Below are 24,378 nucleotides of genomic sequence, written 5' to 3'. Positions count from 1 at the left end.
ATCTTTTCTCATTATAATCGAATTTCTCGTTCTGTCCAGTCAGCCGCACATGAATTGCTGTTTTTGTTATAATGAGAGAAGAAGTTACCTCTTTTATTAATGGAACACATTGCTCTTTGTAACGTGATCTCAGTTAGGAGATGAAATGGTGTGATTGAAAATGATTTTGCCGTTATTGATATCGGCTCGAACTCGATTCGGCTCGTAATTAACCAAATCGATCATAACGGCTGCTATAAGGAATTACATAACTACAAAACCGTTGCCCGTCTAAGTGCCCATATGGATGAAAAAGGAGCATTTACGACGGAAGGAACCAGGATTCTGCTTGAAACCTTAACCCGCTTCAAGGAAGTTCTGCTCTTTCACCAGGTCCAGAAAGTCACGGCAGTCGCGACGGCCGCCATGAGAAAAGCGACCAACCGGAAAGAAATCACCGAGCTTGTCTACGAACGGCTCGGCTTCGAAATCCGCATTCTGTCAGAATATGAGGAAGCCTTTTACGGCTACTTAGCCGTCGTCAACTCCACAAACATTACCGACGGCATCACGATTGACATCGGCGGCGGAAGTACAGAAATCACCTTGTTTCAAGACCGTGAACTGCGCCACTATCACAGCTTCCCGTTCGGGGCGATCACGTTAAAGCAGCAGTTCATTTCCGGCTGTGAAGCGACGGAAGAAGAGCTGCAAACGATCAAGGCGTATATCCGCTCCCAGCTTTCCAGCCTCTCCTGGCTGCACGAATACCCCGACTATCCAGTGATCGGGATTGGCGGCAGCGCCCGGAACTTATCGTTGATCCATCAACGGCAAAAAGAGTACCCGCTAGCCGGCCTGCACCAATATGAGCTGCCGACGAAGGAACTGCGCCAACTAACGGACGCACTCGCTACCCTTTCGTATCAGGAAAGGCTGACGATCGATGGCCTCTCGAAAGACCGCGCTGATATTATCGTCCCGGCGGCTGAAGTCATTGCTTCGCTCGTCGAGCTCGTTCAGGCAAAAACATTTGTCATGAGCCGGAAAGGGCTGCGTGACGGAATCTTTTATGAAGAACTGCTGCGGACGATGGATACGGCCTGTTTTCCGAACGTCGCCGAGGAAAGCTTTTATCAATTGTCCCATAGCTATGAGGTTAATCTTGACCATGCCAACCATATTTCTTATTTGGCAACAAGGCTGTACGCCGAGCTTGCGGATCAATGTCAGGTGAGTCACCAGCGCAACGAAGCGCTGCAGCTCCTGCGTCAAAGCGCGCGCGTGCTGTATATTGGAGAATTTATCAACAGCGAAGCAAGCAGTCAAAATACGTTTTACTTATTAACAAATATGACAATTGAAGGTCTGTCCCATCAGGAGCGGCTGGCGATTGCCTTTATTTCGTCCTTCAAATCAAAGTCGCAGCTGTTGAAATACGCCAAGCCGTTCAAAAATCTGCTCGATAAAAAGCGGCTGAAGCTGTATGAGTTTTTAGGAGCGATTATGAAGCTCGCTTTTTGCCTCGATCGTACAAGAAGAAAAACGATTGTCGAAGTCGGCCGGCGCGCCGATGAAGACGGGCAGCTGGCCCTTCCCCTCTTCTACCAGGAGGATGCCCATTTTGAACAGCTTCAAGCGCAGAAACATAAAAAACATCTCGAAAAAGCAATTCGCCGACCATTAACGTTAACGTATCTCTCTAGTGATGCATTGAAAGCCGAATCTTAACATAAAATTTACAATCAACTGTTAAAATGAAAGGGTAAGACATTAGTCCCGTACGTCAATCACAGGACTTGTCTTCCCTTACTGGCAAAGATGAATTTAGAGAGTAGAGAGGTTGAATGCGAATGACAGAGCAAACAAACCAAAACCCGATTGACCTCAACAACCCCAATTATTACAACAATCGTGAATTAAGCTGGCTCGCCTTTAATGAGCGCGTGCTTGAAGAAGCGATTGATGAACGTAATCCTCTCTTGGAACGGCTGAAATTTCTGGCCATTTTCAGTTCAAATCTCGATGAATTTTTTATGGTACGGGTCGCCGGCCTGAAGGATCAGGTTAAAGCCGGCTTCAACCGCCCTGAAAATAAAGCAGGCCTCACACCGAAGCAGCAGCTGAAGAAGATCTCTGAAAAGAATCATGAGCTTGTCCGTCTGCAGGATTCTGTCTATACGGAAACGATTGTGCCGATGCTATATCATGCCGGCTTTCAGTTCCTCTCGATTGACGAATGCACGCCGGAACAGATTGAATTCCTGCGCGATCGTTTTCATCATTATATCTTTCCCGTGCTTACGCCGATGGCGATTGACGCGTACCGCCCTTTCCCAATGCTGTTAAATAAAAGTCTCAATCTCGCCGTTGTCCTTAGTAAATCAGAGGATAGCAAACGTCAGGAAAAGAACCAGCTGGCGATTGTCCAAGTCCCTGCTGTCTTAAACCGTTTTATCCAACTGCCGTCAGCGGAAGGTGTTGAACAGCTTATTTTACTGGAAAATGTGATCAGCCATTTTATCGGTGAGCTTTTTACCGGCTTTCATGTAAAATCCGTTTCTTCATTCCGGATCACAAGAAATGCCGACTTAACGATTCATGAGGAAAGCTCACGGGACTTGCTGCTGGAAATAGAAAAGGAATTGAAGAAGCGGAAATGGGGAGCGGCCGTCCGCCTTGAAATGCAAGAAGGGATGATGGACCCCAATGTCCTTAACCTGCTGCTTGATGTGCTTGAAATTCATAAGGACGACGTCTATTCCTTTAAAGGGCCGATCGATTTGACGTTCTTGTTTAAGCTTTACCAAAAGCTCGCCGCCTGGCATGAGCATCTCGCCAATGAAAACCTGATTCCGCAAACACCGGAGGATTTAATTGGGGAAGAAAATATTTTCCAGGCTATTTTGAAAAAGGATATTTTTTTACATCATCCATATGAATCGTTCCAGCCTGTCGTTGACTTTATCTCCCTTGCGGCTGAAGATCCGCAGGTGCTGGCGATTAAGCAGACGCTTTACCGTGTCAGCGGCGACTCGCCAATCATTCATGCCCTGGCGCTTGCCGCCGAAAATGGCAAGCAGGTGACGGTACTCGTCGAGCTGAAGGCGCGCTTCGATGAGGAAAATAATATTCAATGGGCGAAGAAGCTTGAAAAATCAGGCGTTCATGTCATCTACGGCATCACCTCGCTCAAGACCCACAGCAAGATCACGCTTGTCGTCCGCCATGAGAACGACCGGATTCAGCGCTTTGTCCATCTTGGCACAGGTAATTACAATGATTCAACAGCCAAGCTCTATACCGACATGGGGATTTTTACCGCTGATGAGCAGTTCGGCATTGATGCGACAAACTTTTTTAATTATTTAAGCGGATATAGTGAAAAACCCGCCTGGTACCATTTATCGACCGCTCCTTTTGAAATCAGGGAAAAATTTCTCGAATTGATTGACCGGGAAATTGAAGTGCATCAGGAGCGTGGCCAGGGAAGGATTATGGCGAAAATGAATTCACTGACCGATAAGCCGATTATTTTGAAGCTCTATGAAGCCTCCCAGGCCGGTGTCCAAATTGACTTGATTGTCCGCGGTATATGCTGCCTCCGTCCGGGAATCCCCGGTGTCAGTGAAAACATCCGCGTCCGCAGCATCGTTGACCGCTTTCTTGAGCATAGCCGGATCTTTTATTTCCACCACGGTGGAGAGGAACGGATTTTCCTCTCATCGGCCGACTGGATGACGCGCAATATGGAAAAGCGGATTGAAATTTTGTTTCCGGTCCTCAATGAACAAAGCAAAAAGCGCATCAAAGAAATCTTTAAAGTCACCTTGCAGGATAATACGAAAGCGCGCGAACAAATGAAGGACGGCACCTATCAATACATCAAGCGGCTCCCACATGAACAGCCGATCCAGAGCCAGCTTTACTTCTACGAACAGGCCGCCCGCTTCAGCGAAGGAGAAGACGACTGAAAAGAGGGTGACCTAAGATCTTTTAGGTCACCCTCTCTAAGCAGTGTGCGAAGTGCGCGCCTGATTTTATAAAAGCCGTTGCCTTCCTTAATTCACATACGCGACCCAATTGAACTTATCGGCCTTTTCCTGAATTTCAACCGCATACCAGCTTTCGGCATGGCCGTTTTCGCTCAAATACTTTTCCAGGCCGTACATCCCGCGATGATAGGCCGTTAAAGCGTGGTCCCAATCCTCGTATTCATGATAAAGAAAGCTCAAATATTCAACTGATAATTCAATTGAATACAAAGGATCAAATAATAGCTCATCCTCATACGGCAGCCCCGCCATTTCCGCAATCCACGGTGCTGTATTTTTCATAAACTGCGCCATTCCGTAGGCATGTCCGTAACGCGTTTCCGGTCCGACAAGCGTCGGATCAAATGTCCCGCCTGTTTCGGTTCGCAACAACTCATAGACAAGAAATGGATCGATATCACGCTGTTGGGCCATCTCTCCAAGAAAGACGCCCCATTCTTTTTTGAATTTCCCTTCACTGTCCTGATAAAGCTGATCGGCAACCTCTTTTGACCGAAGCCATGTGTCATAATTGGCCGGCGGCACTTCTGTTCTAGGCTGCTGCAAATAATAGAGCTGGATCTGTTCCATTTCCTGAACGGTACGAAGCTCTTCGTAAGCAAGCTCGTTTTCTGATATTGTATGATGAAGCTGGCGGTTTTCGACATAAAAAAAGCCAGCCGTGATCGTTAGTATCACAATAAGACTAGTCAGAAAGATGCGTTTCATCTCTCATTCCTCCTTTTGTTACCCTTGCAATTTCAACGAGAACTATCGTACCGAAATCAAAAGTCGAACACAACCAGGACCAATCGATAAATTTTGACATTTACCGTGTTTAGCGGATTTTGAAAGAACTGACCCCTGATTCTTCTTACCATTCCGCCTGCTTTTCTCCCTTTTCCTCTCAATTACGAAAAATGAAATGGAAGCAAATTTCAAGCATAGGTAAGATTATCCCTTTCTCTGCCACTTATCACCATTTTGATCTCCGCCCTAAATGGATACGTCACAAGAAAAAAAGCACCCTCTCAAAGGATTGAGAAGCTGCTTTTCAATGAAGGGGAAGCGTGACCGTCACGGTTGTTCCGACATTATATGTACTTTCAATTTTAAAACTTCCTCCATGATCTTCAATAATCTTCTTACAGAGCGGAATGCCAATACCTGTCCCGCTCTCTTTCGTCGTGAAAAAGGGCTTGCCGATTTGCTTCAATACCGACTCCGGCATTCCTTTTCCATTATCTTTGACGTAGACAACATAATGATCATTTTCCATTTTCGTACCGATCCAGAGCGTGCGGTTCTTATTGGCTTCCCCGTAAGCTTCAATCGAATTGCGCAAAAGATTGAGCATCACCTGCTTCACCATTGATTCATTGACATGAACGAGCCTTGTCGTTTCCGTTAATTCGATATTCAGTTCAACATCATGAAGCAAGCATTCCGCTTTAATAATTTCAATTAGCGATTCCATAATCTGAACCGGGGATTGCCTTTTCCTGTCAATCTTCTTCCGCGAAACGGAAAGAAAATCCTCGATGATGCCGTTCATTCGATTCAGCTCGGATAAGATCGTATCATAGTATTTTTCAAATTCATTCGTTAATTTAGCCAGTTGTAAAAATCCCTTTATAACAGATAAAGGGTTTCGTAATTCATGCGCTACTCCGGCAGCAATATGGGAAACGGCTTCCATTTGATGATGAAAGGTTAATAAATGCTCAAATTGCTTCTGCAGCGACCGGTCTTCGAGGATGATATAAAGGCTTTCCTCTGCGACATAAGGGGCGACCCGTATTCGATAATTCGCTTCCTCATCCTCGTAGTCATCTTCCTGCCGCTTTTTCGTCTGGATCGTCTCTTCAAGTAAATCAAGACAAAAAGCGAAGAAAGGTTCCCGCTCCGCCAACTGATCAAGTGTATAAGTTAAATCAGCCTCCTGTATCTTCGTTGCTTCAAGAAAGGCATGGTTCCACTTTTGTATATGTAGCTCCTCATCAACTTTCAAGTAGGGTATCCCTAATTCTTCTATTAAAAAAAACTGTTCAGCCAGGTCCTCCTGCTTCGAGGTTTGATAATTTATTTGTGATTGATAAACTGTATCCATCGAATTTCTCCCTTTGGGGCTTGGGGCTGTTTGTCTATTTATATCCTTCTCTCTCAATGCGCCCCACTCCTTTTGTTAAACTGCCTTTTCTGCATATTATCTCACCTGTGAACCTTATTTCGATAAGAAATGAAGGATTTCCTTTTTTTCTGCACATTTTCTTCCTGCGTTCATATACTGTCAGCATCTCACTTTGGAAAAAGGGGTGCTTCCATGAATGTCATCATGCAGCAATTAGTCAATAATAAGGTGAATTCACTGACACCATCAGAGCTTCTCCAACTCGCTAAGCAATATCAGATCCCTCTAACATCGGAACAAGCAGACAAGGTGATTGCCGTCCTTCGCTCTGAAGATATTGATGTGGCAAATCAAGCCCAGGTCAGCCGGATGATTCACCGCCTGCAGACAGAAGTTGACAGTCATGTTTCCGGCGTCATTCAACAGCTGCTCCAGCAATTCAGCCATTATCTTTAAGAGGATGAGTCTAACGTATGTTTGCCTGCATGAAGAGCCGAACAAATGAAAAATCAGTTGCCGGCTCCTGAGAGGAAACTCCGCTTTCCGCCGGATGACGGCGCCTTCCTCAAATCAGACCTTTAAAAAAAAGCCAGTAAGGAAAGCGCACTTTCCTACTGGCCGGCGCAACCTGATGGCACGCCCCTGCGGCGCCTCGTTACGAGAAATGTTCTCCCGACAGGCGGGCAGAGGCGGCTATTTTAGTTGATGCTGCTTTCGTGCGATGCTATTTTGTCCACTAATTCCGGGTCGAATTGTCCGCTGCGAAGCATGGCGATCTCATGCTTATACGGCGGCTTTTTGTTCTTTTTGTCTTCACCGACGAACGGCGTTTCCAATATCTTTGGAATGTTCGTTAGCTGCGGATGATGGGCGATCGCATGAAGCGTATCAAAGCCAAGATGACCGAAGCCGATATTCTGGTGACGGTCTTTCGCTGCGCCACGTTCATTTTTACTGTCATTCAAGTGAACGACCTTCAGGCGATCAAGGCCGATTATCCGGTCAAAACTGTCGAGCACCCCGTCGAAATCTTCGATCAGATTATAGCCGGCGTCATGAGTATGGCACGTATCAAAGCAGACAGAAAGACGCTCGTTATGCGTCACCCCTTCGATGATCGCTGCCAGCTCTTCAAATGTCCGCCCGCATTCAGAGCCTTTTCCGGCCATCGTTTCAAGGGCGATTTGCACATCCCGTTTTTCTTCAAAAACGAGGTTCAGGCCTTCGATGATCTTCTTAATTCCAGCTTCAGCCCCCGCGCCGACGTGGGCCCCCGGGTGCAAAACGATTTGCTTTGCACCGAGTGCTTCCGTCCGTTCGATTTCCGAGCGTAAGAAACGAACGCCTAATTCAAACGTTTCCGGCTTAGTCGTGTTAGCAATGTTAATAATATAAGGCGCGTGGACGACGATATCGGCAATTCCGTTTTCGGCCATATGAGCGAGACCTGCTTCAATATTCAATTCCTCTATCGCCTTACGTCGCGTGTTTTGCGGCGCACCGGTGTAAATCATAAACGTGTTCGATCCGTACGACGCCGCTTCTTCACTAGCTCCGAGCAGCATTTTTTTCCCATTCATTGACACATGAGAACCTATTTTTAAATCCATTTTTCCTCTCTCCCTTATTTATCGTTACTTCTTATTCTTCGCCGCGCTGCGTCGTTGCCTTTTCGCTTCCTTCTCCTGCTTGAAACGAGCTTTCTTTTTATAAGCCGGCTTTACTTTCTTCGCTTTGGCGACAGCCTTGCCTCCGGTCCGCTTTTGCGCAGGCTTCACACCGCTTTCCGCTGGTGCTTCTCCTTTATTGCGGCGCGGCTTGCGCTGTCCCGGCACTCCAAGCGGCGCTTTATCAAGCTTCGTCCATTTATTTTGTCTGAAATCATAAAAAGTAAAGTGAATGCCGCGCTTCTGCAGCTTGGCAACAGCATTTTGATCCTGCTCCTCATAAATCGTATAGGCGATGCCATCAGCTCCGGCCCGGCCTGTCCGTCCTACGCGGTGAATATAGAAATCCAAATCCTGCGGCAGCCCGTAGTTGATAATATGGCTAACCCCCTTCACATCAATCCCGCGCGCGGCGAGATCGGTCGCGACAAGGTATTGCACCTTGACATCGTTAACGAGCTTCATCACCTGTTTACGCTGTCTCGGCTGCAAGCCGCCGTGAAGTCGTTCAACATTCAGGTTAGCGGCAAGCATCGCGTCAGCGACTTCATCGGCCTGCTCCTTCGTATTCGTGAAAATAATCGCCAAATACGGATTTAACGATTGAGCAAGCTCGACGATGAAGCTCAGCTTCTCACGATGGCGGAGCGGGACGATCCTGTGCTCGATTTTAACAGCTGTCACATGCTTCGGTTCAACGTGCACATGGCGCGGATCCTGCATATATTTCTTTAAAAATGGCTGAAGCTTTTCCGGCACGGTCGCCGAGAAGACCATCATTTGCAGCTGTTCAGCCATCCGTGACGCTACCCGGTCAACCTCTTCGATAAAGCCCATATCAAGCATTTGATCAGCTTCATCGACAACGAGCATGTCTGCCGTATAAACCTTTAACGCGCCCTCACCGACGAGGTCGGCCAGTCTGCCGGCTGTCCCGACAACGAGCTGCGGCTGGGACTTTAAGCTTTCAATCGTTCGCGCCCGGTCGGTTCCGCCAACGAGCAGCTTCGCCTGAATGCCTGCCTGATCAAATTCAAGCAGCTTCTTTACCTCCTGAAACAGCTGAGAGGCTAGCTCACGCGTCGGCGCGGTGATGACGGCTTGTACTTCTGCTCTCTCCGGATCAATCCGATTTAACATCGGCAGTAAAAAAGCAAGCGTTTTTCCCGTTCCCGTCTGTGATTGTCCGATGACATCCCGCTTGTTCGCAATCGCCGGAATCAGCCTTTCCTGGATTTCCGTCGGCATGGAAAAGCCTTGCGCATCGAGTGCTTCTATTAAAAATGGCTTTAATTCAAATCGTTGAAAATTTTTTGAGATCATGTACCTTCCTACTTTCATTCATCATTTCGATGTTCCTTCCAGCTAAAACCGTAGCGAAATATACTGTTTGCAATGGTTCATTTTATCATAGTTTGCCATACTGTGGCTAATTTACTTATGAAGAGGCTTGTTTTTACCTTTTGGCTGGCCCCCGGGCAACGCTCGTTTTGTTTCGAGCCCTTTCCTTTTCTCATTTCCCTCACCACTTGAAGGGCTCGTGCATATGACTAGAGTGTAGACGTTTATAGCAGAAAAACCATGTAGCGTCCTTTCTAAGAAGCGGTGTGTGGAGCCGTTACAAGCTCTTTTGACATTGACCTGCGTAGCGCACGAGCCGGCACGTTTCTTCACATCAACCTGATATTTTCTTATATTTTCTGACCTTATAAAAAATGACGAAAGGAGGAAGGATCAGTATGCAGCAAGTTTTTGGTCCTCCTTTTGGCCCGATTCCAATGCAGCCTCCGCCTGCGATGGGCGGCATGATGTCACAGGCAGGCTCATTCGCGCCCGGCGCCGGCCAGTTCGGACAGTTCCCCGCTGCCGGTCTGATGGGAGGCGGGCAGGCCGTTAGAGGCGGCTTATTGGCGCGCTTATTCGGAGGTGGCGCGGGCGGAATAGGCGGAGCGGTCGGCTTAGGTCCAGGTTCTGCCGCAGCCGGGGGAATTAACTGGACGACGATGCTGACGAATGCGCAGCGCGTTCTCGGCCTGACCCAGCAAGTAGTGCCGATGGTGCAGCAATACGGCCCGCTCGTTCGCAACCTGCCGACCATTTGGCGAATTATGAGAAGCTCCTCTGATGAGCAGGAAACCGCTGCCGAAGAGACGACTTTACCGCTGGCGGTCGAAGAAGAGAAAGAAGAAACAGTACCCGTTACGCCGGAGCCAGCACCCAAGCAGCCGGAAAAGAAAACGATTGAAGGAATGCCGTTACCGAAGCTCTATATTTAGCGATTGACGGCAATTTCAGCTTCCTCTGAAATTTTAGCCCATTTTGCTTACTTTTTTATTGACAACCTTCAACCCGGAGTAGTAAAATTTTATTTTTGCTTTTTTTTGTGGTATACTATAACTACTACTCGATTGGAGGAATGCTCATGTTTAAAGTTGGTGACCATGTTGTCTACCCATATCACGGTGCCGGTACGATTCAAGATATTGAAGTGAAGGATGTCTTAGGTGAGACACATTCATATTTCGTTCTTGATTTCCCGCTCGTGGATGTAAAGCTTATGCTGCCGGAAAATCGCATTGGGGATTCCGGATTGCGTAAAGTCATAGATCCTTCGGAATTAGATGCACTTGTAGAAGCGCTGCAAAACGGACCGGAAATTCCGCCATCTACAAGTCACTTTTCACGTGATACGGAGAACCTTCTTAAAAGCGGCAGCATTATCGACGCCGCCCATTTGATTTCCTCTCTATCCAGAAAGCAGACTGAACGGGCAAACGGCCTCCATATTCAAGATCGAAACCATATGCAGAAAGCAAGACAAATGATTGCCAGTGAACTGATTCTGATGAACGATATGACCGAAGAGCAGGCCTACGAATTTATTGACTCGGCCCTGCAGGAAGTCAAACAAGCGTAATCATTGTCACGAAAAGCAATCTCTATTATACTAATTGAAGAAGACATAATAGACACCATTCGTTATCATAACGGATGGTGCTGTCATGTTCAGGGAATTTCTTAATGAACTGAACAGTCACAAGTATGCCCTGTTACGAACAGAGCGACTAGGAGGCCTACAATGAAAGTAAAAAAAATATCCCCGCGCGGCTATTGCTATGGTGTTGTTGATGCAATGGTGCTGGCACGTCAGGCTGCGGCCAACCTGGATCTCCCTCGTCCGATTTATATTTTAGGGATGATTGTTCATAACCAGCACGTGACTGATGCCTTCGAAGAAGACGGGATTATTTCACTAGATGGACCAAACCGGGTCGAAATTTTGAAGAAGGTTGAAAAAGGGACCGTGATTTTTACCGCTCACGGCGTATCGCCGGAGGTGCGGAAGCTGGCACGGGAAAAGGGACTGACCGTCGTCGACGCAACCTGCCCCGATGTAACGCGTACGCACGACCTCATTCGAGACAAGCAGGCTGAGGGGTATCAATTTATTTACGTCGGGAAAAAAGGCCACCCTGAGCCGGAAGGGGCGATTGGTGTAGCGCCGGATGCCGTCCATCTCGTCGAATCTGTCGCTGATGTCGAACAGCTCCAGCTGACAACCAACAAGCTGATTATTACCAACCAAACGACGATGAGCCAGTGGGATGTCAGTGAAATTATGAAAAAGGCGATGGAACGCTTTCCAACGGCCGAGGTGCATAATGAAATTTGCCTCGCAACCCAGGTGAGGCAGGAGGCCGTAGCGGAACAAGCAAAGGATTGCGACCTTGTGATCGTCGTCGGCGATCCAAAAAGCAATAACTCAAATCGTCTGGCGCAGGTGTCGGAGCAAATTGCCGGAACGACCGCATACCGGATCGGCGATGTGACCGAGCTGCAGCTCGAATGGCTCGAAGGCGTCGAGACCGTCGGCGTGACATCAGGTGCCTCAACCCCGACTCCGATTACAAAGGAAGTCATCAGCTTTCTTGAAAGCTATGACGAACATGACCCTTCAACATGGGTCCGTGAACGCAAAGTAACCCTTCAGAAAATTCTTCCGAAGGTAAAAGCGAAAAAATAATAATAATTTCAGAGATAGCGCACATCGTCTTTTTCACCTTGTGCGCTATTTTTTTTCAGCGGATAAACGCCGCTTCTTTGTTGGCGAGAGCGTCGCTGAGCCATTGTGGATGCATCGTCAGCAGCTGTTGAGGCAGCGCATCAGTTGGAAAATATGTTGCATCAATCGTCTCTTCCCCGTCGCCTTTCAGCTTTCCGCCGACAACCTTTGCTAAAAAGCAGACGGTAACAAAATGAACAGCCCGCTGATCCGGATAAACGAATACTTGAGATTCCGGCTCCGAATAGACACCGATCAGCCTGACAATTTCCACCTCAAGATTCGTTTCTTCTTTCATCTCCCTGATCGCCGCTTCCTCCACCGTTTCTCCGCGCTCGACATGTCCTGAAGGCAGCCCCCACAGGCCTACATCTCCCCGCTTCTGCAAAAGAACCTCGTTTTGCTCGTTGAACACGATCATCGCCACTCCCGGTCTAATATCGTCTATTCTCATCCTTCTCCTCCTCTGTCTCCCAATGATTCCACACTTCCTGCAAGCACGTTTTTGACACGACAAAAAAGGGGAAAGATCCCAGCGCATCACAAATACACTGAACCTTTCCCCTCGGACCTTTTATGTCAATAGGTGCCTTTTACGTTTTGCAAAAGATGCAGCCCTCGGTCACAGACCTTTCATCAGCGGAACCCTAGCTGCAGTTTTCCAGTTCGCTTTCATTATACATCATCCAGTCCTCATTCGACTAGACAAATGTAAAAGGATCGGTATTTCGGCTTGAGGCGATGACCGTCGTCTGATAGCCTTTCTCAGCAATGAAGCGCTCTAAATAGCGCTTGACGCCTTCCTTCATCACCTTCTCGACATTATGACCCGGATCGACAATCGCCAGCCCGTCCATCATCGCATCGTGGGCGACGTGGTAATACACGTCACCGGTTACGATGACGTCAGCTCCTTTAAAAATCGCATCCTTCATATACTTGTTGCCATCTCCGCCAAGCACGGCGACCTTTTGCACCGGCTTCGCCAAATCACCGACGACGCGAGCGCCGCTCACCTCAAAGGCTGCCTTTACCTGCTCCGCAAATTCACCGAGGCTGACCGCTTCCTCCAGCTTGCCAATCCTTCCAAGCCCGAGCACGTCTCCCTGATTATCGAGCGGGTAAATATCATAGGCAGGCTCCTCATATGGATGGGCTTTGATCAGCGCCTGAATGACGCGATTCTGACGCTCAGCGGGCACAATTGTTTCCAGCTTTAGCTCTTCGACATACTCCAGCTTGCCCTGTTCGCCGATAAATGGATTTGTCCCTTCCAACGGCTTGAAGGTACCGGTGCCCTCGCTTTGGAACGTACAATGGCTGTATGCGCCGATATGCCCTGCCCCAGCTTGGCTAATCGCCTGCCGAACTTGTTCAATATGGGTTTTCGGAACAAAGACGGCGATCTTTTTCAGCTGCTGGGTCTGAGTCGGGGCAAGCACATCTGTTTCCTTCAGGCCAAGCGCCTCTGCCATCATATCATTGACACCGCCCTTGGCAATGTCCAAATTTGTATGGGCGGCATAGATCGTAATGTCATGCTTAAGCGCCTTCTCAACGATCCGGCCATGCGCGGTCGTCAGATCAATTTTTTTCAACGGCCGGAAGAGTAACGGATGATGAGCGATAATGAAGTCAACCTGCTCTTCAATCGCTTCATCGATCACGTCTTCCAGCACATCGAGCGCGACCATTACTTTATGTACAGGCTTGTTTAACGTGCCGAGCATCAGGCCGATTTTATCTCCTTCAACGGCATATGCTTTTGGCGACCACGCTTCAAAATGCTGAATCAATGCTTGTCCATTAACTGCTTTTGTCATCCAAGAACCTCCTCTACTATGTTAATTTGGTTTTGCAGCTGCTTTTGCCTTTGCCGCAGCTCTTCGGTTTCGGTCGCGCGAGCCTGCTGGTCGAGAATTCGTTTCCAGTTCGTCAGCTCGTGACGCCATTTTTTTTGAAAGGCTTCGTTTTTCTGCTTAAGTAAATAAGGGCCGAGCAAAAGCTTCTTTTCGACGTCCCCGGCGTATAGGCCCGCATCATCGCCCCGTTCCGCGACAAGGATCTCGTACACCTTCTCATCTTCCTCTAAAATTTCCTCAGCGGTCAAAACCCACTGATTCGCTCTTAGCCAGGCCCGGATCACTTCCGCGGCGACGTTCGGCTGCAAAACGAGACGTGACACGCCTTCAAGCTTCTCCTTGCCCTCTTCCAAAATCGAAGTGATTAAACTGCCTCCCATGCCGGCAATCGTAATGACATCGGCTTCTCCGGGCTCAATGACTTCAAGTCCGTTGCCTTTGCGGACATCAATCCGTCCGCTTAAGCCCGTACGCGCCACCTGCTCCTTCGCCGATTGAAACGGCCCTTCATTCACTTCCCCGGCAATCGCTCTCGTGCCGGCATGCTGCAGGCATAAATAGCATGGCAAATACGCATGGTCAGAGCCGATATCCGCTACGGTTGCTCCTGGCGGGACATAATCAGCTACTTTAATGAGCCTATTTGATAATTGTCTTTCATTCATAGCATCACCTGTTGCTTTACTTGTTTTTTAAAAACAGAAAGGAATACTCCTCTCCTCCATTGTACTTGCTGTCTGGCCGTTTATGCAAAAAGGGATGTCTCAAAAGGCTCTCGTCCTTTTAAAACATCCCTGAGCAGGAATCTGTTTCTAACCGGGTACAGCAGCAAACAGCCTGCTCCGTATGACATTCGCCTTGCCGCAACCCTTATTCAGAAATTGATAATAGATATTGCGCGACCGCATCTGCTTCAACTTCGTTTAAACCAGTTGCAGGCATGCTTCCTTGTCCATTTTGAATAATGTTCGCAATCTCTTCAACCGTGTATGTCCCTTCAAGCGAGGTTAAAGCCGGACCTGCGCCACCGCTCAGGTCGCCGCCATGACAGGCGATACATGATTGTTCAGCCAACACTTGACCTTCTGCAATCGGATCTTCAAATTCTTCTATTTCTTCTGCTTCCTCACCGTCAGCGTTCATTTCAGCCCGCTCGTTTAGCCCGATGAAAGAGAGCGACACCATAAGAAGAATCCCGATAATGGCTGTGATCGCGAAAGGCATTAATGGTCTTCCCTTCATTCTTAAATCCTCCTTTAATCACCATACGTTCAACGCTTGTCGTCAAACAATTTTATGTAGACGCTTAAGATTACCCTTCTCATTTTACTTGAATTTGATTCCAAAAGAAAGGGCCTGCGGCAGATTTGCGTTTTTTGTCACTCTTTTAACGAAATATAAAGTAAAGCAGGAGCAGACCGCCAAGCAGGCTGGCAATCGTAAAGAACCGAAGCTTCCATTTCCAGCCGATCATAAACCACGCCAGGCAATGAATAAAGGTCGCCAGCGCAATGTAGAGCGTTTCCCCGGCAAACATTGTCACGACCGCGTGAATCGTCAGTAAAAAGAGAAGCACAGCGGCCTCCAGCAAATACAAATACGAAAGAGCAAGGGTCTGCCGTTTCGTTCGATTAGCCAGCAGAATAATGGCGATTGTAAAAAATATCCCAGTGGAAATTTGCAATCCCAATGGAAACTCTGTAAAATAAATGACAAGAAGAGCCAACAAGAACAACGCTTGCACCATGATACATATGAGAAGCGTCCGACTCGGCTGAAAGCGCAGGTGAAGCGAGCGTTTCTGTTCCGGCTCCGGTTCAATATCGTGCTCTCCTTCTGTGTAAAGCGTGAGTAAATAATCACAATACTGGTCCGGTAACAGCTTTGACTTTTTCCAGTATTTGATTTCATTGATAATCGTTGTTTTTCTTTGCTCGTTCATCCCTTCTCCTCCCAAGCCTTACCTGATAAGGGAACAAAAAAGGGCCGACTCTGACACTGCATTAGTCGGAATCTGACCCTTTTTACACAATTAGCAACATTCTATTCAAGAAAATCCTTCAGTCTCTTACTTCTGCTCGGGTGACGAAGCTTGCGTAAAGCCTTTGCTTCAATTTGTCTGATTCTCTCCCGTGTCACGCCGAATACTTTTCCGACTTCCTCCAATGTCCGCGTCCGGCCATCATCAAGCCCGAAGCGCAGGCGCAGTACATTTTCTTCTCGGTCGGTCAGCGTATCAAGTACATCTTCCAACTGTTCTTTCAGGAGTTCATAGGCCGCCGCATCAGAAGGAGCGAGCGCTTCCTGATCCTCGATAAAATCACCAAGATGGGAATCATCTTCTTCCCCGATCGGCGTTTCCAAAGAGACAGGTTCCTGAGCAATCTTCAGAATTTCACGCACTTTCTCAGGCGTTAATTCCATTTCCGCCGCCACTTCCTCCGGCGTCGGCTCTCTGCCGTAATCCTGGAGAAGCTGACGTTGAACGCGGATCAGCTTATTAATCGTTTCCACCATGTGAACCGGAATCCGGATCGTTCTCGCCTGGTCCGCGATCGCCCGCGTGATCGCCTGACGAATCCACCATGTTGCGTATGTGCTGAATTTGAAGCCCTTCTCAAAGTCGAATTTTTCAACGGCTTTGATCAGACCCATATTTCCTTCCTGAATCAGGTCAAGAAACAGCATGCCCCGGCCAACGTAACGCTTGGCAATCGAGACAACGAGACGGAGGTTCGCTTCCGCTAAACGGCGCTTCGCTTCCTCATCGCCCTGTTCGATCCGCTTTGCCAATTCAATTTCTTCTTCGGCAGAAAGCAATGGAACCCGTCCGATTTCTTTTAAGTACATCCGAACCGGATCATTTATCTTTATCCCTGGAGGCACGCTCAAATCATTCAGATCGAATTCTTCTTCATTTTTGACCGCCTGCTGAATATTCGGGACGTCATCTGATTCATTTAGTATTTCCACACCCTGTTCGCCAAGGTATTCAAAAAACTCGTCCATTTGGTCGGAGTCCTGATCAAACGCCGCCAGTTTCTCTGTAATCTCGCTATACGTTAAAACTCCTCGCTTCTTTCCTGTCTCGACTAATTGTTCTTTCACCTGATCGATCGACAACTCACCTTCCGCTAGTGGGCGTATTGGTTTATCTGCCATTCGATCCCCTCCTTCCATTGTTCACAACTAAAGCTACATGCCGGGGTCGATTCTTTTAATGAAGCTCCTGCTTCAGGCGATTGATTTCCATAAGAAGCCTGGCTGCTTCTACAGGATCCTCCAGCCGCTTCATCTCCAATTCCTTTTGCTCTATTTGTACCCTTTTTGGGTACTTTTCAATCTGAGCCATATAATCAAGCAATTCCTGCTCCTGGCAATTCTCATTTACAGGGAGCATGGCAAGCTCAGTTACGATGCGTTTCAGCCGCTCATCGGCCAGCTCTTGAATAAAGTGACCCGGATTCGGCGGATGGCCTTCTCCGTAATAAGCAAACAGGTACGCTGCAATTGCCTGGTGATCATCAATATTAAATTCACCGCCGATCCGTTCCTGGACGCGCTCGGCAATCTCAGCATCCCTCAGCATATGAGCCAACAGAAGCCGTTCGGCATTATGATAGGCCGGCAGCAGCTTTTTCTTTTCAAAATGCTTTGGAACAGGCTTTCTCTGCTCCGTCCGGTGCGCCTGCTCTTTCCTGCGTCGCGAGCGGTAAATCTGAATTTGCTCCTGCTTCAACGCTTCAAGCGACAGGGAAAATTCATCCGCCAGCTGTCTTAAATAGTGGTCGCGTTCGACGGCGCGCTGCAAGGTAGAAATCTCTGTCAGGACCTCTTCAATATAGCGCATTCGGTCCGCTTCGTGCTGTAGATTTTTCCCTTGACGAAGGTAGCGCATTTTAAAAGCCATCATCGTCAGGCTAGCCCCTATTACATTCGATTGAAACCGTTCAGCGCCGTAAGTTCGAATATAGTCATCGGGATCAAGGCCATCAGGCATTTGCGCCACTTTCACAAAGCAGCCTGCCTCCTCAAGCAGACCTGCCGAGCGAAAAGCGGCATCTGTGCCGGCCTGGTCGGAATCATAACAAAGGATGACCGTTTCAGCATTTCGCCTTAGCAGCCTGGCCTGTTCCTCTGTTAAGGCTGTGCCGAGCGTCGCGATTCCGTTGCGCACTCCGGCGCCCCAGGCGGCAATCACGTCGACATACCCTTCAAACAGCACCGCTGTCGATTCCTTGCGCATCGTCGGACGGGCTAAATGAAGGCCGTAAAGCGTTCTTCCTTTTTGAAAGATCGGCGACTCCGAACTGTTCAAATACTTCGGCTGCTCTCCGGAAACGGTGCGTCCGCCAAAGGCAATGACATTTCCTTGTCCATCCCAAATCGGAAACATCAATCGCTGCCGGAAGCGGTCAAAATGGCCGCCGTCCTGCTGGCGGGTGCCGAGCAGGCTTGCCTGCGCCATGATGTCGAGAGGAAACTGCCGCTTCGACAAGATCGTTGTCAGGGCATCCCAGCGATCCGGCGCAAATCCAATCTGAAAATGCTCGATCTGTTCTTTTGTAAAACCGCGCTCTGCGATATATTCCCGTCCGGCCTTGCCTTCCTCCGTTAACGTCAGGACATGGTGGTAGAGCTTCGCCGCCAGTTCATGGCCTGCCCGCATGATGCTTTGCGGACCGTTTTCCTTACTGTCAGCTCCTCGGTTTACGACGATGTCCGGCAAATCAATATTTGCCCTCTTTGCCAGCTGTTGTGCCGCTTCAACAAACGTCAGACCTTCCAGCTCCATCAAAAACGAAAAAACATTTCCTCCCGCCCCGCAGCCGAAACAGTGATAAAGCTGCTTATCGGCAGAAACAGAGAAAGACGGGGTTTTCTCGCCATGAAAAGGGCATAAACCGATGTATTGCCGTCCTTGTTTTTTCAGCTGGACATGTTCGCCAATCACCTCAACAATATCTGACGAGCGTCTTATCAATTCCACCTTTTCTTCAGGTATCCGAATGCTCATTGTGTCATCACCAACTTACATCTTCACAAGTCTTTAAACATTCGAGCTTTTTTGCGATCTTCCTGCTTTTTCTGCAAGAATTTCCTTAAGCTGCCGGGCAAATCGCAAACGATCTGTCTTTGTGAAAGCTTTTGGCCCTTTTGTCTTCGCCCCCATGCGTCTTTGTTTTTGTGAAACATAACGAGCATCAAGCATTTGATCAATCGTATCTTCTAAATAAAGATGACCGCGCGGCGATAATACAACAGCTCCCTTTGCCAATAAGATAGAAGCGAGTGCGTGATCCTGGGTTACACACAGGTCGCCTTTTTTTATGCGGTTCATCACATATAAATCCACCGCTTCTTTCTCACTGTCCACCGTTACGATTTTGACGAAAGACGGCGCCTTAATATGATGGGCGTAGGAAGATACGAAAATAACATTCAACTGAAAAGCCTGAGTCGTGTCAATGATTTCATTTTTCACCGGACACGCATCAGCATCCACATATAATGTTTGCAATGAAGGATTCATGGTAGTTGAATTCAACACCTCCTTCAAAAATCCTGCCCTAAAATAAAAGAAATGCGTTGATTTTTGTCGAACAAACCAATTTATTCCTCATTTGCTCTTATACCTTTACTATCATTTCCAAAAAACGAAGAAAAAGTCTTGACTTTTTAAATTTATTTGTTCTTTTTCAATTTATGCGTTTAAAATTCAATAAGAATCACAATTCTTTATTATACGCAACATTTCCTCCTTTGACTAGCAAAAAGATTAAGGGCTTGCTCCGAAAGGTTGAAATTTACCTTTTGGAGCAAGCCCGAAGCAATGTGCGGAGTCGCTACAGTATGTAAAAGACTAGAGAAGAGTGAAGTTCTCCTCTCTAGTCGAGTAGCGAACGGAGCCATTGCCATTCTCCGAGAGACATCTGATCCCTCCCCAGAGAACCCCCGCCTACTTCTGAAACATACTGGAAATCAGATTCGCCGTCTCCTCGACCGCTTTATTCGAGACGTCGATCACCGGACAGCCGATCCGTTCCATAATTTCTTCCGCATATTTCAGCTCTTCCTTAATCCGGTCCAGGTTGGCATAATTTGCCTGCGCCTTTAAACCGAGCGCTTTCAGACGCTCCGCCCGAATGTCGTTCAGCTTCTCCGGACTGATCTTCAACCCGACGCATTTTTTCGGCGCAATCGAAAACAGCTCCTGCGGCGGTTCCACTTCCGGAACAAGCGGGACGTTGGCCACCTTTAAGCGTTTATGGGCCAAATACTGCGAAAGCGGAGTTTTTGATGTCCGTGAAACGCCGATTAACACTAAATCCGCCCGGACAATGCCACGTGGATCACGGCCGTCATCATACTTGACAGCAAATTCAATCGCTTCGACTTTGCGGAAATAATCTTCATCGAGGCGGTAAATTAAACCTGGCTCATAGCGTGGTTCCTCATTCGTGATCACGCCGATCTTTTCCAGCATCGGTCCGATGATGTCGACTGTCTCGACATTGACTTCCTTCGCTTTTGCCAGTAAATAATTCTTCATATCCGGAACGACGAGCGTGAACGCGATCAACGCCCTTGCCTGCTGGGCGAGAATGATCACTTCTTCGATCGTTGCTTTATCTTCTACATAGGGAATACGTCTAACTTCCAAGCCTGCCCCGCTAAATTGGCTTGCTGCTGCTTTGACGACCAACTCTGCCGTTTCACCAACTGAATCGGAAACGACGTACACGACAGGACGTTGCTTTATTCCTTCCATCATGACCTCCCTCGCTTCTTCCAATAATTGATTGTCCGAGCCCTTCATTAAATCATTTCATCATTCGCCAAATCAACAAGAAGCGCGGTAATATTCGTCTTTGTAATCCGTCCGGTCACCTCAAAGCCCGAACCGTAATCAACCTCTGTCACGATCGGCAAACTGTCGATTTGCTTATCAATCAGCTTTTTGGCGACTTCGGTAATCAAATCATCTGCCTTGCAGACCGTAATATTCGGCATCCTCGTCATAATGATACTGACCGGGATCGATTCGAGACTCTGCTTCCCGAGGCTCGCCCGGAGCAAATCCTTTCGCGAGAGGACGCCGACGAGGGTCGCCTGCTTATCGACGACAAACAGGGAGCCGACATCTTCAAGAAACATCGTACAGATCGCATCGTAAACGGAAGCCGCTTCCTGCACGACAACCGGACGCGACTGATAATGCTTCACCGTTATATGCTTAACCTTCTCAGCTAACAGCTGAGTTCCGGACTTGCCTGTGTAAAAGTACCCTACTCGCGGTCTGGCATCCAAATATCCGGCCATCGTTAAAATGGCGAGATCCGGACGCAGCGTCGCTCTTGTTAACGAAAGTCGTTCTGCAATTTGCTCTCCCGTAATCGGACCATTATTTTTGACGATTTCTACAATAGTTTCTTGCCGGCTTGTTAGTTCGATAGCTACTCACCGTCCTTAGCACGCACCGTGCCCTTCTAATCTAAAATTATTATATATGATTATTCTCAGAAGTAAAACGATTGAGCCTCTTCCTCTTTACAACACGAGCGCCTGAAAATGAGCAAATGAACGAATTACTTCTGCAAAAGCATGCATTTGCGCAAGACGGTTTGCTTTAAGTGCCTCATCGTCCGCCATGACCATAATATGATCGAAATAACGGTGAATCACTGGTTCGCAGTCAGCAAGCAGCTGATAAGCCTGCTCCACTTTCCCTTCAGCTAACGCTTGTGGAACACCGTCTTTTACCGTCAAATAAGACGAATACAGCTCATTTTCTTCCTTTTTCTCAAATTTCTCTTCGTTGATCTCCCCAGTACCGCTCGCTTTTTTGGCGATATTGGTTATTCGGCTGAGCGCTTCAACAACCTTCTTGAAATCAGGCTGGTCGTGCTTTTCCCCGATGAGCAGCGCCTTGTTGATCAGCGTCGGAATATGACCGATCCGCTCGGCTAACACCGCATCAATCACGTCATAGGAGACGGCTTTTTCCTGAAGGGCGGCTTTTACCCGCAGCGCAAAAAATTGAACAAGCTCTTCTTTGAGTTCCTGACGCGGACGCTTCAGCAGCTTCTGCTCTTCGGCAACAGCTAAGGCGATTTCAATCAAATCTTCAAGCTCGACTTCCAATTGATGATCCGTAACCATTTGCACAACTCCCGCCGCCTGCCGTCTGAGCGCGTAAGGATCCTGGGAGCCGGTTGGAATCAGACCGATCGCAAAACAAGTCACAATCGTATCGAGCTTATCGGCGATGCTGACAACCGCTCCGGCAAGAGTTGCTGGACTCGCATCTCCGGCAAAGCGCGGCTGATAATGCTCATTAATCGCCTTGGCAACTTCCTTTTGTTCCCCCGCCAGCTCAGCATACACTTCCCCCATGCGGCCTTGAAGCTCCGGAAATTCATAGACCATCTGCGTCACGAGGTCAAATTTGCAAATTTCCGCTGTCCGCCGTGTCACCTCAGCTGTCCGGCTATCGGCCTCAAGAGCGGCGAGCAGCTTATCAGCACTTTCCTGAATCCGTCTAACCTTGTCGCCGATTGAGCCGAGCTCTTCGTGATAAACGATGTTCTCCAAACGCTTCAAGGCATCTTCAATCTTTACTTTTTGATCTTCCTGATAGAAGAAGTCGGCGTCAGCGAGACGGGCCCGCAGCACCTTTTCATTTCCGCGCGCGACATTGTCCAAATGCTTATGATCGCCATTGCGGACGGTGACGAAATAAGGCAGAAGCTCTCCCTGTTGATTCTCGACCGGGAAATAACGTTGATGCTCCCGCATCGAGGTAATCAGCACTTCCTTCGGCAAAGCGAGAAACTCCTCATCAAAGCTGCCGGAGAGCGCTGTCGGGTACTCCACGAGATGATGAACCTCTTCCAGTAAATCCTCGTCAATCGGAATGACCCAGTTTTTCTCCGCCGCCATTTCTTCTAGCTGACTGCGAATCGCCTGCTTTCTCTCCTCCGGCCGGCTGATGACGTATTCCGCCAGTAAAGCCTGCTCATACTCTTTCGGCGTTTTCAGTTCAATTTTCTTTCCGAGAAAACGATGGCCGTACGTTGTCGTTCCGGTTTCGATCCCCGTAATCTCAAACGGAATTACCTCGGTACCATACAATGCGATCAGCCATTGGATCGGACGGGCAAAGCGCAGCTCATGGCTTCCCCAGCGCATATTTTTCGGAAAATGAAGGCTTAAAATCAGCTCCTTCAGCGCCGGAAGCAGGTCACGCGTTTCTTTGCCGGCAATAAAGCGGTTGGCGTACACATACTCGACTCCTTTTACTTCTTTAAAGAAAAGTTGATCGGTTGTTACACCTTGTCCGCGAGCGAAGCCCTGGGCCGCCTTTGACCAGTTTCCGTCTTCGTCAAGCGCAATTTTCTTCGCTGGTCCCTTCGCTTCTTCCTCAATATCCGGCTGACAGTCAGCCAACCCCTCAATCAAAATCGCTAATCTTCGCGGCGTAGCGAAGGCCTGTATGTTTTCATAATCAAGCCGCTCGTCGGCAAGCCATTTTTCCATTTTCTCCTGCAGCTGCGCAATTGAGCTGGTGACAAAGCGAGCCGGTAATTCCTCGACTCCGATTTCTAACAGAAAATCCTGTTTACTCATGGCTTTCTCCCTCCTTCTTCAGCATTGGAAAACCGAGACGTTCCCGTTCGTCGTAATAAATCTTCGCCGCAGCCCGGGCGAGATTGCGAACACGGCCAATATAGCCGGTTCGTTCCGTCACCGAAATCGCTCCACGCGCATCAAGCAAATTGAAGGTGTGAGAGCATTTTAAAATATAATCATAGGCCGGAAAAACAAGGTTTTCGTCCAGCGCGCGCTTCGCTTCCTGCTCATACGTACCAAAAAGAGTGAACAGCATCTGACTGTCCGACACTTCAAACGTATATTTCGAATGCTCATATTCCGGCTGCTTGAAAATATCGCCATAGGTGAAGCCCTCGACCCACTCCAACTCAAAGACATTTTCCTTGTCCTGAATGTAGGAGGCGAGCCGCTCCAGTCCATATGTAATCTCCGCTGAAACAGGATTTGCTTCAAGTCCGCCAACCTGCTGGAAGTAGGTAAACTGAGTAATTTCCATCCCATCGAGCCACACTTCCCAGCCTAATCCGGCACAGCCGAGCGTCGGATTTTCCCAGTTATCCTCAACGAAGCGGATATCGTGCTCCAGTGGATCAATGCCAAGTGCTTTCAAGCTGTCAAGGTACAGCTCCTGGATGTTTAAAGGAGACGGCTTCATAATTACCTGAAACTGATGATGCTGATAAAGCCGGTTCGGATTTTCACCGTAACGGCCATCAGCCGGCCGCCGCGATGGCTCAACATAGGCGACATTCCACGGTTCAGGTCCAATCGTCCGCAAGAGCGTAAACGGACTCATCGTTCCGGCTCCTTTTTCGGTGTCATAGGCTTGCATAATCATGCAGTTTTGCTTTGACCAATACTGTTGCAACGTTAAAATCATCGTTTGTACATTCACAATAAACCCTCCTTGAAGTATCGAAAAGGCGCCAAGCGGCTCTTCTGTTCATACAAAAAGCCCCCACCCCTATGTCATGCGCATGACATAGGGACGAGAGCTTGTTTCCCGCGGTTCCACCCTATTTATTTA

General features: G+C 48.2%; 22 protein-coding genes. 6 read left to right on the top strand and 16 right to left on the bottom strand.

The window, feature by feature from the left end:
• Positions 1-150 precede the first annotated feature (150 nt).
• Positions 151-1,710 carry an exopolyphosphatase gene (gene ppx, locus M3202_RS02090; protein ID WP_251221708.1) on the top strand — a complete coding sequence of 520 codons (1,560 nt, stop codon included), beginning with the start codon at positions 151-153 and terminating at the stop codon, positions 1,708-1,710.
• 122 nt (positions 1,711-1,832) lie between these two features.
• Complete coding sequence (locus M3202_RS02085) at positions 1,833-3,953, top strand: RNA degradosome polyphosphate kinase (protein WP_251221707.1); 2,121 nt, start codon at positions 1,833-1,835, stop codon at positions 3,951-3,953.
• Positions 3,954-4,040: 87 nt separating this feature from the next.
• Here the strand turns inward: M3202_RS02085 and M3202_RS02080 are convergent, their stop codons facing one another.
• Together M3202_RS02080 and M3202_RS02075 are read right to left on the bottom strand one after the other, a co-directional pair.
• Complete coding sequence (locus M3202_RS02080; RefSeq protein WP_251221706.1) at positions 4,041-4,742, bottom strand: lytic transglycosylase domain-containing protein; 702 nt, start codon at positions 4,740-4,742, stop codon at positions 4,041-4,043.
• 325 nt (positions 4,743-5,067) lie between these two features.
• Positions 5,068-6,123 carry a two-component system sensor histidine kinase NtrB gene (locus M3202_RS02075; RefSeq protein ID WP_251221705.1) on the bottom strand — a complete coding sequence of 352 codons (1,056 nt, stop codon included), beginning with the start codon at positions 6,121-6,123 and terminating at the stop codon, positions 5,068-5,070.
• 213 nt (positions 6,124-6,336) lie between these two features.
• Here M3202_RS02075 and M3202_RS02070 point away from each other — a divergent pair, with 213 nt between their 5' ends.
• The gene (locus tag M3202_RS02070; protein WP_251221704.1) at positions 6,337-6,600 is read left to right on the top strand and encodes a DUF2624 domain-containing protein; all 264 of its coding nucleotides are present in this window, start codon (positions 6,337-6,339) and stop codon (positions 6,598-6,600) included.
• Positions 6,601-6,842: 242 nt separating this feature from the next.
• Here the strand turns inward: M3202_RS02070 and M3202_RS02065 are convergent, their stop codons facing one another.
• Both M3202_RS02065 and M3202_RS02060 read right to left on the bottom strand, forming a co-directional pair.
• A complete protein-coding gene (locus M3202_RS02065; protein WP_251221703.1) occupies positions 6,843-7,754 on the bottom strand; it encodes a deoxyribonuclease IV in 912 nt (303 codons plus the stop codon).
• Positions 7,755-7,778: 24 nt separating this feature from the next.
• The gene (locus tag M3202_RS02060) at positions 7,779-9,134 is read right to left on the bottom strand and encodes a DEAD/DEAH box helicase (RefSeq protein WP_251221702.1); all 1,356 of its coding nucleotides are present in this window, start codon (positions 9,132-9,134) and stop codon (positions 7,779-7,781) included.
• A gap of 416 nt (positions 9,135-9,550) precedes the next feature.
• Between M3202_RS02060 and M3202_RS02055 the strand changes: the two genes are divergently transcribed.
• From M3202_RS02055 to M3202_RS02045, 3 genes are all read left to right on the top strand, one after another.
• On the top strand, positions 9,551-10,087 hold the full coding sequence (locus tag M3202_RS02055; RefSeq protein WP_251221701.1) for a YqfQ family protein: 537 nt from the start codon (positions 9,551-9,553) through the stop codon (positions 10,085-10,087).
• Positions 10,088-10,233: 146 nt separating this feature from the next.
• Positions 10,234-10,728 (top strand): CarD family transcriptional regulator, encoded by a 495-nt coding sequence (locus tag M3202_RS02050; protein ID WP_251221700.1) that lies wholly within the window; start codon positions 10,234-10,236, stop codon positions 10,726-10,728.
• Positions 10,729-10,890: 162 nt separating this feature from the next.
• Entirely contained in the window at positions 10,891-11,835 is a 945-nt protein-coding gene (locus M3202_RS02045) for a 4-hydroxy-3-methylbut-2-enyl diphosphate reductase (protein WP_251221699.1), read from the top strand.
• A 55-nt stretch (positions 11,836-11,890) separates the two neighbouring features.
• On the opposite strand, the gene M3202_RS02040 is transcribed toward M3202_RS02045, so the two are convergent.
• The 12 genes from M3202_RS02040 to glyQ form a co-directional block, all read right to left on the bottom strand.
• Complete coding sequence (locus tag M3202_RS02040; protein ID WP_251221698.1) at positions 11,891-12,328, bottom strand: NUDIX domain-containing protein; 438 nt, start codon at positions 12,326-12,328, stop codon at positions 11,891-11,893.
• Between the two features lie 247 nt (positions 12,329-12,575).
• Positions 12,576-13,697, bottom strand: coding sequence for a Nif3-like dinuclear metal center hexameric protein (locus tag M3202_RS02035; RefSeq protein ID WP_251221697.1), 1,122 nt, complete (start codon positions 13,695-13,697; stop codon positions 12,576-12,578).
• Entirely contained in the window at positions 13,694-14,401 is a 708-nt protein-coding gene (locus M3202_RS02030; RefSeq protein WP_251221696.1) for a tRNA (adenine(22)-N(1))-methyltransferase, read from the bottom strand. The genes M3202_RS02035 and M3202_RS02030 overlap by 4 nt, the downstream gene beginning before the upstream one ends.
• 205 nt (positions 14,402-14,606) lie before the next feature.
• A complete protein-coding gene (cccA, locus tag M3202_RS02025; RefSeq protein ID WP_251221695.1) occupies positions 14,607-14,978 on the bottom strand; it encodes a cytochrome c550 in 372 nt (123 codons plus the stop codon).
• A gap of 145 nt (positions 14,979-15,123) precedes the next feature.
• Positions 15,124-15,678, bottom strand: coding sequence for a hypothetical protein (locus M3202_RS02020; protein WP_251221694.1), 555 nt, complete (start codon positions 15,676-15,678; stop codon positions 15,124-15,126).
• 101 nt (positions 15,679-15,779) lie between these two features.
• Complete coding sequence (rpoD, locus tag M3202_RS02015; protein WP_251221693.1) at positions 15,780-16,898, bottom strand: RNA polymerase sigma factor RpoD; 1,119 nt, start codon at positions 16,896-16,898, stop codon at positions 15,780-15,782.
• A 55-nt stretch (positions 16,899-16,953) separates the two neighbouring features.
• Positions 16,954-18,753 carry a DNA primase gene (gene dnaG / locus M3202_RS02010; protein WP_251221692.1) on the bottom strand — a complete coding sequence of 600 codons (1,800 nt, stop codon included), beginning with the start codon at positions 18,751-18,753 and terminating at the stop codon, positions 16,954-16,956.
• Between the two features lie 33 nt (positions 18,754-18,786).
• A complete protein-coding gene (locus M3202_RS02005; protein ID WP_251221691.1) occupies positions 18,787-19,287 on the bottom strand; it encodes a YaiI/YqxD family protein in 501 nt (166 codons plus the stop codon).
• Between the two features lie 408 nt (positions 19,288-19,695).
• Entirely contained in the window at positions 19,696-20,508 is an 813-nt protein-coding gene (locus M3202_RS02000; RefSeq protein ID WP_251221690.1) for a pyruvate, water dikinase regulatory protein, read from the bottom strand.
• Between the two features lie 47 nt (positions 20,509-20,555).
• Positions 20,556-21,191, bottom strand: a complete 636-nt coding sequence (gene ccpN / locus M3202_RS01995; protein WP_251221804.1) for a transcriptional regulator CcpN — start codon at positions 21,189-21,191, stop codon at positions 20,556-20,558.
• Positions 21,192-21,287: 96 nt separating this feature from the next.
• Positions 21,288-23,366, bottom strand: coding sequence for a glycine--tRNA ligase subunit beta (gene glyS / locus M3202_RS01990; RefSeq protein WP_251221689.1), 2,079 nt, complete (start codon positions 23,364-23,366; stop codon positions 21,288-21,290).
• Positions 23,359-24,246: a glycine--tRNA ligase subunit alpha gene (gene glyQ / locus M3202_RS01985; protein WP_251221688.1), complete on the bottom strand. Its 888-nt coding sequence runs from the start codon at positions 24,244-24,246 to the stop codon at positions 23,359-23,361. Before glyQ ends, glyS begins: the two co-directional genes overlap by 8 nt.
• Positions 24,247-24,378: the final 132 nt, after the last annotated feature.

It is taken from the genome of Halalkalibacter oceani (assembly GCF_023715605.1).
Classification (GTDB): domain Bacteria; phylum Bacillota; class Bacilli; order Bacillales; family Bacillaceae_D; genus Halalkalibacter; species Halalkalibacter oceani.
The sequence above is the reverse complement of the archived record's forward strand: the minus strand, read 5'-3'. Positions and strand labels throughout refer to the sequence as shown.